Origin of the sequence: Anabaena sp. UHCC 0253, assembly GCF_009712085.1 — a bacterium.
Lineage (GTDB): Bacteria > Cyanobacteriota > Cyanobacteriia > Cyanobacteriales > Nostocaceae > Dolichospermum.
Genome location: NZ_VILD01000001.1, coordinates 124661 through 136862, shown reverse-complemented (window position 1 = coordinate 136862; position 12202 = coordinate 124661). Strand labels below are relative to the sequence as shown.

Genomic DNA, 12202 nt, shown 5'->3' with positions numbered 1-12202 from the left:
CGAATGTTCATAAGTCAAACCTAAAAATTGACAACCTTTTGCTATCAACTCCGGTTTATCAATGATTTCCTCCAATTGAAATTGATTATATGCACCATTTAAAACCTCATCACTAGCATCAGCTATAGCTTTTTCTATAACTTCCTCTAAAATTAAATCTTCCCATTCATCAACATTAATATAATAGGATTTTTTATTTTCCTTCAAGTTGATATCTTGAATTCCTACCACTGCATTTCTAATAGAAGCTGCCCAAGAATTGGTTAGCCGTTGTTCAATTTGATTTTTAATGAGATGTATTAGTAAAATCTTTAAAAAAGACTTTATTTGTTGTATAATTGCTTTTTTACTCATCCCCTCTAACTCATCAACAATAGCTAAAGCATCGGCATAACGCTGTTCTAAAATACTATTTCTGAGGTCTATTAATTCCTGTGTCATTTTTGTATTAACCTCAAATTAACTCAACTACATTTAATATAGCAAAATTCAAGAATTCATCTCCTAATTTGCTTAACATTATTCTATCCTCCTAACCATTCTTCTCTAGAAACTCCAGCTTGTCGTTGATCAAATAATTTTGAGAAACAGGTGTTAGTCTAGGCATTTTATACAAACTGTGTAATTTGATTTAAATTAATATCCTCAATTACAGGAATATTTAACCCTAAACGTAAACGCAAAGCTAACCAATTACTTAATGCTTCTCTTAATTCACGACGACAACCTTCTAAGGTTTGATAATTTGCCCATACTCCCTGTAAACCAGGAATTTCACCCCAATAACTACTATCGTCTTCAATAATTTCATAAACTGCTAATTCCATTGCTTTATCAATGTAACTTGCCAACATTTTTAGTATTTCCTTATAAATGAAAATCAAAGTCATTACTCAGCAATTATTTTTGCATTCAGCAAAGTAAAAATCCTATCCAGTTCTAATATTCCTGTTAATTCAGCCTCTTCTTTTGAGTTTAACATTCCTGCTTTATTTTTCTCAGAAAGTTCATCTAACCGAGATTGTAATTCTGAACTAAATTTAAATAAATTCAAATTTCTAACTTTGCTGATTTCGATTCCTGACTCTACCCAGGATGAGGGTTGAATCATCACTTGAGTAATCATGGGCGTATTTTTATTACTTTGGGGATGTTTATATTCTAACATATAAGTTAAAACTACAAGAATATAATTTAAACCTTTGCGTCTTTGCTCCTTTGCCTCTTTGCGCGAAATAAAAATATAAACCTCCCTTTTTTTCTAACTTCCGAAAATAATAAAAATATTTTCCTAACGACTTGAGAAAAATCACACATCGCGCTAGTCTTCATTAGCGTCAACCGTGAAACTCAAACCATGACAAACCACCCCCAAATACCCCCCCTGCACCTGGAAACGTCCCATTGGCTTAGGCTGGGATCAGCCCTACACCGTCCGTTATCCTAGTAATATTGATGATGGTCCCTGGCACGGAATGCCCCTTGGTGGCTTTGGTGCAGGGTGTATAGGACGTTCTTCACGGGGAGACTTTAACCTGTGGCATATTGACGGGGGAGAACATACTTTCAAAAATGTTCCTGCTTGTCAATTTAGTGTTTTTGAATCTGGACAAGCTTACGCATTATCTACCCAACCTCCAGAAGATCATACACTGCAATCTTGGCAATGGTATCCAACATCTGAGGAACAGAATTCAGGAACATATCATGCACTTTATCCTCGCAGTTGGTTTGTTTATGAAAATGTCTTTAAATCACAATTAACGTGTGAGCAATTTTCGCCAATTTGGGCAGATAATTATCAAGAAACTAGTTATCCTGTCGCGGTTTTTTTGTGGAAAGCACATAACCCAACTAATGCACCAATTACTATTAGCATTATGCTAACTTGGGAAAATATGGTGGGTTGGTTTACTAATACTTTGAAATCTCCTGAAGTGCGAGTTAGAGATGATGGTAGTCCTGTTTATGAATATCAACCAGCTTGGGGACAAAGTCAAGGAAATTATAATTGGTTAGCAGAAGAGGATCAATATTTTGGTTGCGTTTTAGGTCAAGTTGCTGATAATCAAACTGTTCAAGAAGGTGACGGAACTTGGTGTATTGCAACTTTAAAAAATCCTCAAGTGGAAATATTTCATCATTCCCGATTTAATCCTGTGGGTAATGGGGAAGATGTTTGGCAAAGTTTTTCTGAAAATGGTTCTTTACCTAATTATATAGATGAAATTCCCGCAGATGAAAATACTCGTTTAGGTGCGGCCATTGCGGTGCGTTTTACTTTGCAACCTGGGGAAAATTTGGAAGTTCCTTTTGTGCTAAGTTGGGATTTTCCAGTCACAGAATTTGCAGCAGAAGTGAACTATTACCGCAGATATACAGATTTTTTTGGTTGTAATGGTGAGAATGCTTGGCAGATTGCGACTACTGCACTTAAAGAATATCAGAATTGGCGATCGCTCATCCAAAATTGGCAAAATCCCATTTTAGAAAAAGCAGATTTACCTGACTGGTTCAAAATGGCTTTATTTAACGAACTCTACGATTTAACCAGCGGAGGAACTCTCTGGAATGCCGCCTCAGAAATTGATCCCGTTGGTCAATTCGCTGTGTTAGAATGTTTAGATTACCGTTGGTATGAAAGTTTAGATGTGCGGTTATACGGTTCTTTTGGACTGTTGATGTTATTTCCTGAATTGGAAAAATCGGTAATTCGCGCTTTTGCCAGAGCAATTCCCCAAAGTGATGATAGAACTAGAATTATCGGTTATTATTTGACTATCAAATCTGAAAGTCCCCTCGCAGTTCGTAAAGTTGCCGGTGCGACACCCCACGATTTAGGCGCACCCAATGAATGGGTTTGGGAAAAAACCAATTACACTAGTTATCAAGATTGTAATCTGTGGAAAGATTTAGGTTGTGATTTTGTTTTGCAGGTATATCGAGATTTTCTCTTCACTGGTGCAAATGATATCCAATTTTTAGCAGATTGTTGGGATGCTATTGTCCAAACTCTCGATTATGTGAAAACATTTGATCTCGATGGTGACAGTATACCAGAAAATTCCGGCGCTCCTGACCAAACTTTCGATGATTGGCGTTTACAAGGTGTGAGTGCTTATTGTGGTGGTTTGTGGTTAGCAGCTTTGGAAAGTGCGATCGCAATCAGTGATATTCTAACAGACTACAAAGACACAAAAACGCAAAAATCAATTTATCAAACTTGGTTAAATGAATCTAAACCAATATACCAAGCCAAACTTTGGAATGGTGAATATTACCGTTTGGATAGTGAAAGTGGTTCTGATGTGGTGATGGCTGATCAATTGTGTGGGCAATTTTACGCTCGTTTATTGAGTTTACCAGATATTGTCCCCCATGATCATGCTATTTCTGCGTTGAGAAAAGTCTATGATTCCTGTTTTCTCAAGTTCCAAAATGGTCAATTTGGTGCTGCTAATGGTGTTCTTCCCAATGGTTTACCAGAAAATCCCAATTCTACACATCCTTTGGAGGTTTGGACAGGAATCAATTTTGGTCTAGCAGCCTTCCTGGTGCAAATGGAGATGAAAAATGAAGCCATGCAGTTAACTGAGGCTGTGGTTAGGCAAATTTACGACAATGGTTTGCAATTCCGCACCCCGGAAGCAATTACCGCTAATGGTACTTTCCGCGCTAGTACCTATCTCCGCGCTATGGCTATTTGGGGAATTTATTTACTCATTAATACCTAATTTTTGCCTTAGGGATTCGCTATAAAGCTCTAGATTCCTGACTTCTGAGATGAATCGGGGATCTTCTGCTTTACAAAATCTCCAGACTTGAGATCAAATTTCCCTGTTATTTCCGGAAATCGGCAAAAAAATCAGTAATGGTAAGAGTTGAGGAATTTAAATCTGAAAAATAATGCTTTAAGATATGCCTCTTTTCCCTGATTTAGTTATGTTGATCAATCACCGTGTAAATTCTCTGTCTCAGTATTATTGGGTTAATTGTCAATCGAAAAGCCACTGAAAAAATGAGAAATCAGCAATTAACAATAAATTACACAAGTAATTGCGTTTTGCAGAGGCTGTGGCAATAGCATCGCGTACAAGCGGTAAAGATATAATTTTTGTGTACTGAATTTGGTGATTAGTCAAAGTTAACTTTTTAGCCAAATCAGCAATATATACTCACCAGCCCCCTATTCTATTTAGGGTTATGGGAGATAAAAAAGTTTAAATGTCGTACCTTCACCGGATCAAAAATTAAAATTGCCTACTTAAATAATTCTTGTACTCCAGTTGAGACAGATGAAAATTTATCAGTAGATTTCAATTATCTAATCCTACAAGTAGTATCGGTCTAGTTCAATAAAGCAAGGACAGCAGTAGCTTTATCAATCTATTTTGTCAGGTTCGTCAGGTTCAAATGCAGTTGTTATTTATGACTCGCAGTTTAGGGTATAAGTTCCCAGGTAGTTTTAGTAGTATAAAAATCTTAATTTAGCGATCGCTTTTAAAACTTCTCCCTATCACTGAAAAGTTTAGAAAAACTTCAACAGCTTGGGAGTTACAATATAACCTCCTCATTATTCTTTGTCAAGTAATTCGCTCTTAATTTTTTTAGAGCGGTGGAAAAAAAATTCCCGTCGTGAATCCCCTTTCAAAGCTGAACAACAGCGGTTCACATACTGAATTTTCTAGAATATTTTATTTCCTGATACTGAGTTGCCATACGGAATTTATTCTCAATCCAGACCGAAGTATCAACTGCAATCAGGAATATCATCAGTAAATCATGACAAATAATGATAGTTATTCCCACTATATCAACTTAATAACTATCACTGTAATCTCACTTATATCAATCGGCTATATACATATAATTATCAAAATTTTTATTTAATCAAAAAGCAATTTTGCCTAATGAGTAAATGAATATAAGTAAATTAATTTAATCATCATCAAAAGTTCATAGCGATACAGTTTTATCTATCTACACCTGACTAAAAGTGTTCACTTGGCTCAAAAATAAATATATAGATTAATTAATAAATTATATAAATTTAGATTATCAAAAATCATGAAGTTGGATAAATATTTAATTTATTTTTTAGTTCATATTTAATCACAGTTTTTGTTGACTTTAACTTGATATCAAACTCTGTAATTCTTTTATAGCAAGGCTTTAATCATTAAACGCCTTCATATTTTTAGATCCTAAATGTAGGAATATTGGGGATTAAAATCATAGATATTATTGTTTAAAATGTATCTCATATAATCTATATGCCAAGAATATAGATTGAACTCAGTCGTAGTGTTTTTGCTTCGTATTACGATAATAGCATCTGCCAATCAGATTAAAATGGGGGGTGTCACCCCCTCTTTTTTTTAGGAGTGGGGACAAAACTCAAACTTGCACAAGACATAAGTAAATATCTAGATATGTTCAGTAAATTTAACTTAAATCTTGCCAGTTTGGCAGATGACATTAGCGACAAAAAATAGTATAAATAAAAATGTGGCTATTGAAATTGAGAAATCAATGATTTTCCTGACTCCGTTAAGAAAATATGAGCTTTTACTGATAAGCATCATAATTAATGGTAAGAAGTTATACAGCAGTAACTAAGGAAAAGCAGAAAATTTCCACTTGGAAGTTTCAACAGTACACAATCGCATCTACGAAAAGCTACGTTGAACTCAAGTTCTCCAGGTAGAAACCAGAAAAAAGGTAAATTTTTATCTTTGATTCATGAGTCAGTACAAACCTGAAGCCCAGAAGTAATTAATACACATTACCTCTGAAAGCCATAGGCATGACTAAATGAAAACTGGAAAACTGCCCAGACAATCAGGGTATATACGGCAAAACACAGCAGCACACAGGCTTGATTAAAAACAGTCAGGTTTTCAATCGCAGGTCAGGTTATGAAAAAAATCATCAGGTCAAATGCAATTTTTAGCTCAGTCTTCCATTCCCGTGAGGTATCTAGGCTGGCAATTACTGTCAGTCAAAAAGTTGTTACTATACATCAACATCTGCCACCAATTGATTACCTATAGATTCCGGTCATTCCCGCAACAGCAATTTAGCTGAAGCTGTTTATCAACTGCAATCAAGACAATCGCATTTGCAGAAACTGGACTAATTTACTCAATTCACAGACAACTAAGATTATGAATCAAGATATTGCTGGCAGTAGTAACAACTTAGAACCAAAAATTCATCCCGAACAGTTTGACCAAGTAGTTGAAGCAATTTTAGCCGGGAAGTATTCTTGGGCTTGTGTTTTAATGTTGCGGTTCGTTGGCTATAATCCGATGCACTATATCCCTTATCGCACTTATAACCGCATCTTGAAAGAAAATGCCCGCACAAGTAGGTCAAATTCCCAAAATAATGAAAGTCTGAAAATTGCTAAACCAACCGGAGAAAAAAGGACTGAAAGCAGTCTGGCATCTAGCTGTTTAAGCAAGATTAAAGACATAGCTTATCTGGAAGTGGGAGGCAAGCAAAAGGCTAACAGTAGGGAAAAGAAATCAGCATAGTACCCAGGGCGAAATTTAAAATTTGTCGGGGATACAATTCATGCCCTGTGTTGTTGCCAATACCGTAATTGTGTGTTACTCAATATGGACTGATATAAAATGTGAGTAACTGCAATTACTGAAGCCTTTGTAAAAATCTGCCAGAATGGCAAATATACACGGGTAACATCTTATAAATTAGAAATAGCAACCTAAACAAAGGTTCATGACAGACCAGTTGCATTTTTCCCAAAAAACTGTTTGTGTCTGGACATGAAACACATAAGCTGATTGCTTTAGCATTCAGTTTCTCATTAATTAAATAAATTCTACATCAAGATTGATGAATCATGACTAATGGTGGTCTTTTTTCCTAATAAGTCTGAGTAATTTTCAATCGGGGTGGTGGGTTGCCCTAATAAGATGGAAATTACTATAGGACTCCTGCTATTGAATTTGGTGTTACTAAAGTTTGGCTAACTTTAGTACCAAACGTAGATTAGGAAAGGGAAAAGTCATGGTCAAATCATTCTATTATTCGCAAATCAATTTATTACTGTTATGTCAACTGGCAATTGATGTAACAAAAATTTGAGGCTGTAATATTTTTACAGCTTCTTTTTTCATTTTACTTCTAGCGTAAAAATACTACCCTTTCCCACCTGACTTTCAACTTTTAGACTCGCTTGATGTTTTTGGGCGATCGCCACAGCTATAGCTAACCCCAATCCTGTACCTCCGTTTTTACGAGAGCGTAGGCGCAGCCCGCCGTAGGCATCGCCATCAACACGGTAAAAGCGGTCAAAAATTCGCTTTTGATCAGCAAGCCCAATCCCAACTCCCGTATCTTTCACCGCAATCACAGCAGTATAATCACCCTTGATTAAGCTAACAGTTACATATCCCCCTCTGGGTGTGTACTGGATGGCATTGGCAATCAAATTTGACACTAAACGGTAAAGTTGCGATTCGTTACCTAGAGTGTAAACCTCGCAAGTGGGAATTTGGCTCTTTAAGTTAATATCAGCAGCAGTAGCCAGTTCTAAAAATTCTTCAGTCAAATCGCTCACCAAATCATTTAAGCAACAGGGCTGAAAAGGTTTTGCACCTGAATTTTGCTCCAGACTGGTTAACAAGAGCAAATCAGCGATTAAATGGCTCAACCTTCGCCCTTGTCGCTCAACAGTATGAAGCATGATTTGTATATCTTGTTGATTTGATTGGGGTATGCGGAGGATAGCTTCCACAGTCGCCAACAGACTAGCCAGAGGCGATCGCAATTCGTGGGCAGCATTTGCAGTAAACTGTTGCTGTTGCTGATAAGACTGGTAAATCGGCTGCATTGCTAATCCGGAAAGCCACCAACTGGAAGTAGCAACCAAGCTCAGAGCAATAGGCAACCCAATCGCCATAATCCATTGAATTCGCCTAATTTCCCCATCAAAATGTTCTAAAGTGCGGCCAATTTGCAAATAGCCCCAAGATGAATTTGCTTCATTAGCGAGATGATGGGTATTGGCACTATGCAAAATCGTGGTGAATTGGTGATAACGAATGCCCTTAGCCGTGCGAAAAGTTTGCCATGAATTGCTGTTGAGAGTTGGGGGTAGAGATAACGGTTGATTGGGTGAAAAAGCCAGAAGTTTCCCTTGATGATTGAACAGACGAATATAATATGTAGTGCGATCGCTGATGCCGATAGTGTGCCGTTGAATCAGCGTTGGCGTAGCCTTGCAAGGTTGTCCACTTACACAAAGATCAGGAAAAATTTGTTGCAAAACCGCAGTCGGTTCTTCAGAAGGCGGTAACAGTGGTTCAACGCTATCGTGTAAAGTTCCAGCAATTGATTCAATCTCGCGCTCCATTCCTGCCCACTTTGTTTGTACCATTGCGCGATACATCCCCAAACCAGAAACACTCAAAATCACACCCATAACTCCCGCATACCAAAGGGCTAACCGTAGACGACTGCGGCGAAAAAGAGAATAGCTATTCATAGCCGAAAATCAACTTGAGAATTACAGCAGTTTTCATATATTTAGACCACACTCTAATAGGACTTACGCAAAATATCTCTGAAACCCTCTTTTCTTCGTGTCCTTCGTTCCTTCGTGGTTCGTTCTTTCGTGACTTGTGCGTAAGTCCTATCTAAATTAATTTCTTTCTTCCTTTGCGCCTTTGCGCCTTTGCGTGAGATATAAAAATGTAGTTCATTTAGCTGTAAAACGATAGCCAGCACCGGGAACAGTTTCAATCGGGCAGGGACAACCATGATTTGCTAACTTGCGCCGTAATAAGCGCATTTGCGCTGCAACTACATTACTAATCGGCTCTTCATCCATGTCCCAAAGTTGATGACGTAATTTACTACCGGGAATGATGCGATTGGGGTTCTGCATCAAATACATGAGCAACTGAAATTCTTTGGTAGTTAGGGGAATTATTAGAGGCGTAGATTCATCGGAATTTACTCTTAGCACATTGTTGGCGGTATCCAGAGTAAAACCTGCAACAGTCAGGGTAGACGGTTGTAATTGAGGCGATCGCCTCTGAAGCGCCCGCAACCGTGCCAGCAATTCTTCCATCACAAACGGTTTAACTAAATAATCATCAGCCCCCGCATCCAGCCCTGCTACACGATTTTCCGGCTGCCCCAAAGCAGTCAGCATCAGCACTGGTAAGGGATTTTGGTGTAGTCTGAGCTTCTGACATAACTGCAATCCCGACATTTCCGGTAGTAGCCAATCAACAATAGCAACTGTGTAATCTGTCCACTGGCTTTCCAGACAGAGCCATGCCTCAGTGCCATCTGTCACCCAATCCACCACATATCTTTCGCTAATCAGAACTTGCTTAATTGCCAACCCCAAATCCGCTTCATCTTCCACCAGTAAAATTCGCATCACTTCAGGGAAATCAACCACGAGCTTGATCTTACAAAAACATTTGCCATTTCACCTGGATTTCATCTGACCTTTGGCAAACTATGGAGAACTTTTGTTTAACCCGTATTGTGAGGAGTGATTATGAAACCTTTTATGCTAATGAGTTCCATTCTGGCAGCCAGTTTAACTATTAGTGCGCCCACAGTTGTATTTGCTCATGTCGGACATGGTGATGAATTTCAAGCAACGGGCGGCATTAATCGCGTGAAAGTCAATGCTCAAACCGATCAACTGTTAGGTATTGTTGTCACGCCCATCGCCTCTTCTGCCAAATCTGGATCTGCTGTGATGATTCCGGTAACGGCATTGGTTGATGCCAATGATAAACAGATAGTCTTTGTGCAGTATAAGGATTTTTATGAGCCAGTGGAAGTTACCACCGGTGCGACTAAAGGCGAATTAATCGCTATTACCAAAGGATTGTCAGTTGGGGAAAAGCTCATTACCCAAGGTAGTTTGTCGCTCTATGCTGAATCGCGTAAAACTCAAACCGCCGATACAGCAACCAGTCCAGCCGCGAGTCCCACTCCTAAAACTGATACAACCCATGCTCAGGCAGATGCTCAAGGAATACCTCATAGCCATGATGCAAGCGGTAATCTCGTCTCACAGGCTGGTGAAACAACTCAGCAATCGGGCGGATTGCCGATGGGTATTTTAGCAGGAGTTGGTGGTGGAGTTGTGCTTGTGGGTGGAGCGATCGCTTTTGTCGTAGGTATGGGTAAAAAGAAAAGCGACTTGTCGGAATAAGACAGGACTTACGCAAAATCATAAAAAAATGAACCACATTTTTATATCTCACGCAAAGGCGCAAAGGCGCAAAGGAAGAAAGAAATACAGAGATCAGTGTGTGGTCTAAATACATGAAAACTGCTGTAAGTCCCATAAGGGAGATTTTTAATTGAAATGTTGAATTCTATTCTGAATCAGATTCTCAAAAACTCAATTGCTCAACGTTGGTTTATAGTTATCTGTGCGATTTTAGTAACGGTGTGGGGAGTATTTACTGTTACACAGATGCCACTGGACGTTTTTCCTGAATTTGCGCCCCCCCAAGTGGATATTCACACCGAAGCGACTGGACTAGCTCCAGAGGAAGTGGAATCACAAATTACTGTGCCGATTGAAAGTGCGGTGAATGGTTTACCAGGGGTGACTACGGTGCGTTCTTCCTCCAAAGTCGGACTGTCTATGGTGCAGGTGGTGTTTGACCAGGAAGCGGACATTTATAAAGCTCGGCAATCAGTGACAGAACGACTCCAGCAGGTGACAAATCAGTTACCTGAAGGGGTCCATCCACCGGAAATTTCACCGTTAGCATCGCCCTTGGGTACGATTTTACAGTATGCCTTTACTGTGAATGGGCAGGGGAAAACCTCGCTGATGGATTTGCGCCGTCTTGTTGATAGCACCCTGAGCAATCAAATTCTATCTGTGCCGGGAGTTACCCAAGTTACTGTTTACGGTGGGGATGAACGACAGGAACAGGTGCTAGTTGATCCAGAAAAATTGCGATCGCTCAATGTTTCCCTGACTGAAGTTACCAATGCTGCTAAAAGCGCAAATTCTAACGCTCCTGGTGGATTTCTCATTGGAGGTGGTCAAGAACTGTTGGTGCGCGGTATTGGGCAGGTAAAATCAATTGCAGACTTACAGCAATCAGTGGTCAAGGTGCAAGATGGGAAACCGATTTTGCTCCAAGATGTGGCGGAAGTCAAAACGGGTGCAGCACTGAAGCGGGGAGATGCTAGTTTTAATGGTCAGCCGGCTGTGGTGATGATGATTAACAAACAGCCTGATGTTGATACTCCCACGGTGACAAAAGCAGTAGAAGCGATGCTGCAATCTTTACAGGCGACATTTCCCTCTGATGTGCAGGTAGCGCGGACGTTTCGGCAGTCTAACTTTATTGATACTGCTATTACCAATGTCAGCAGTTCCCTGATTCAAGGCATCATCATCGTGTCGGTGATTATGCTGTTATTTCTGATGAATTGGCGCACCGCCGTAATTACTCTGAGTGCAATTCCTCTGTCTTTGTTGATTGGCTTAATGTTCATGAAGGCTTTTGGCTTGGGCATTAACACTATGACCTTGGGCGGTTTAGTCGTAGCCATTGGTTCAGTTGTGGATGACTCAATCGTGGACATGGAGAACTGCTATCGCGGACTGCGAACTAATCAGGCACAAGGCAACCCCAAACATCCCTTCGAGGTGGTGTATGACACCTCTGTACAAGTGCGGTTAGCCGTGATTTTTTCCACGGTGATCATTGTGGTCGTGTTTGCACCAATTTTTAGTTTGACGGGTGTTGAGGGTAATATTTTTGCACCGATGGGTTTGGCGTATTTGCTCTCCATCTGTGCGTCTACTTTGGTAGCCATGACCCTTTCACCTGCTTTGTGTGCCATTCTGCTGGCAAACCAAACCCTGCCCCAAGAAGGTACATTTATCTCACGTTGGGCAGAACGGTTATATCGTCCATTGTTAAATCTGTCGCTGCGATCGCCCCAAATTATTCTGGGTGTAGCACTTGCTGCGTTGGTTGCTGCTTTTGCGATCGTTCCCTCTCTCGGACGGGTGTTTCTGCCCGAATTTCAGGAGAAATCATTGGTCAATTCAATGGTTTTATTTCCAGGTGTTTCCCTAGATATGACCAATCGGGCTGGGATAGCACTGTCTAGTGCGCTTCAAGATAATCCTTTGTATGAGTGGGTGCAGATACGGGCAGGACGCACT

At 39.7% G+C, this 12202-nt stretch carries 9 protein-coding genes; 4 read left to right on the top strand and 5 right to left on the bottom strand.

Annotated elements, in window-relative coordinates:
• The 3 genes from FJR38_RS00640 to FJR38_RS00630 all read right to left on the bottom strand — a co-directional run.
• Nucleotides 1-441, bottom strand: a 441-nt coding sequence (locus tag FJR38_RS00640; RefSeq protein WP_168534860.1) for a DUF29 family protein, incomplete at its 3' end; no start/stop codon positions are given.
• Nucleotides 442-608: 167 nt separating this feature from the next.
• Nucleotides 609-854, bottom strand: coding sequence for a type II toxin-antitoxin system HicB family antitoxin (locus tag FJR38_RS00635; protein ID WP_168534858.1), 246 nt, complete (start codon nt 852-854; stop codon nt 609-611).
• Between the two features lie 35 nt (nt 855-889).
• Complete coding sequence (locus FJR38_RS00630; RefSeq protein WP_168498753.1) at nt 890-1126, bottom strand: hypothetical protein; 237 nt, start codon at nt 1124-1126, stop codon at nt 890-892.
• Between the two features lie 349 nt (nt 1127-1475).
• Between FJR38_RS00630 and FJR38_RS00625 the strand changes: the two genes are divergently transcribed.
• Both FJR38_RS00625 and FJR38_RS00620 read left to right on the top strand, forming a co-directional pair.
• On the top strand, nt 1476-3734 hold the full coding sequence (locus FJR38_RS00625; protein ID WP_254449295.1) for a GH116 family glycosyl hydrolase: 2259 nt from the start codon (nt 1476-1478) through the stop codon (nt 3732-3734).
• Nucleotides 3735-6167: 2433 nt separating this feature from the next.
• On the top strand, nt 6168-6539 hold the full coding sequence (locus tag FJR38_RS00620) for a HetP family heterocyst commitment protein (RefSeq protein WP_168496034.1): 372 nt from the start codon (nt 6168-6170) through the stop codon (nt 6537-6539).
• Between the two features lie 602 nt (nt 6540-7141).
• On the opposite strand, the gene rppB is transcribed toward FJR38_RS00620, so the two are convergent.
• Both rppB and rppA read right to left on the bottom strand, forming a co-directional pair.
• Nucleotides 7142-8515, bottom strand: a complete 1374-nt coding sequence (gene rppB, locus FJR38_RS00615) for a two-component system sensor histidine kinase RppB (RefSeq protein WP_168534856.1) — start codon at nt 8513-8515, stop codon at nt 7142-7144.
• Between the two features lie 213 nt (nt 8516-8728).
• Nucleotides 8729-9421 carry a two-component system response regulator RppA gene (gene rppA, locus FJR38_RS00610; RefSeq protein WP_168535566.1) on the bottom strand — a complete coding sequence of 231 codons (693 nt, stop codon included), beginning with the start codon at nt 9419-9421 and terminating at the stop codon, nt 8729-8731.
• A 141-nt stretch (nt 9422-9562) separates the two neighbouring features.
• Between rppA and FJR38_RS00605 the strand changes: the two genes are divergently transcribed.
• Nucleotides 9563-10213, top strand: a complete 651-nt coding sequence (locus FJR38_RS00605; protein ID WP_254449294.1) for a cobalt transporter — start codon at nt 9563-9565, stop codon at nt 10211-10213.
• 156 nt (nt 10214-10369) lie between these two features.
• Nucleotides 10370-12202, top strand: a 1833-nt coding sequence (locus tag FJR38_RS27955) for an efflux RND transporter permease subunit (protein WP_254449293.1), incomplete at its 3' end; no start/stop codon positions are given.